Here is a 940-nt window from a genome sequence, read left to right as displayed (position 1 = left end):
GATCGCGGGGGCGAGCCGGTTCGCGACCGACGGGGACACGGCGATGCGAATCTGCGCGCCGGTCTCCGGTTCTGCTTCGGCGCGGGCCTGGCGTTCGAATTCGACGATCGCGCCAAGAGCCTCCTGGGCGTGGGGCAGCAGGCGCTCACCCTGGGGTGTCAGGCGGGTGCCGTTCGGTCCTCGCGTGAAGAGGCTGAACGTCAGCTGCTTCTCGAAGCGGCGCAGTTCCTTGCTGAGGGTCGGTTGAGCGATGTCCAGGCGGTTGGCAGCGCGCGAGAAGTGGAGGTCCTCACCGAGCCCGACCAGGATCTCCAACTGACGCCTGGTTGTCCGCATGAGCTGATGATAGGGCGTGCGCATGCGCCGAGGGCGGATTCTGGTTCACAGGGCCGAGGGATCGGCGCCACGGTGGTCACCCGTGAGGCGAGGCCGCTTTGTCGAGAAGCCGGCTCGCCTCACTCGCGGCGTCGCTCACCAGGACGCCCAGCGAGTCCAGGTCCATCGTCGCGAGCCGGTAGACGGGCGCGCAGACTGATATCCCGGCAACGAGCTGGCTGTTGTGGTCGACGACGGCCGCGCCGACTCCGCCCACGTCCGGCCTGTATCCCCCGAGGTTGACGGCGTAACCGCGTTCGCGAACCGTCTCGAGCTTCCGCCGCAGCTCCTCCGGGTTGGTCGTCGACGCCGGCGTATAGCGCTTCAACGGCGTGGACAGGAACCAGGCCAGTTGCTCGGCGGGGAGATGCGACAGTTGCGCAAGTCCCGGAGACACGCAGTGTGCGGGCGAGCGGGCGCCGATGACCGCCGCCGAGCGGACGGGCAGTTGCGACACGATCTGCTCCACGTAGACGACGTACCGGCCGTCGAGCCGGGTCAGGTGGATGGTCTCGCCGGTCGTGTCGTGCAGCGCGTCGAGGATGGGCCGAAGGTCGCCGATCAG

At 68.6% G+C, this 940-nt stretch carries 2 protein-coding genes; both read right to left on the bottom strand.

The genetic code is table 11. The features are described from left to right. A partial coding sequence (locus D9V41_RS16075) for a LysR family transcriptional regulator (RefSeq protein ID WP_133434228.1) occupies window positions 1-336 on the bottom strand: 336 nt, incomplete at its 3' end. A 76-nt stretch (window positions 337-412) separates the two neighbouring features. Next, on the bottom strand, window positions 413-940 hold a 528-nt coding region (locus D9V41_RS16070; protein WP_166376081.1), incomplete at its 5' end, for an IclR family transcriptional regulator.

The organism is Aeromicrobium phragmitis, from assembly GCF_003674095.1.
Lineage (GTDB): Bacteria > Actinomycetota > Actinomycetes > Propionibacteriales > Nocardioidaceae > Aeromicrobium > Aeromicrobium phragmitis.
This window is presented reverse-complemented; position numbering and strand designations above follow the sequence as displayed.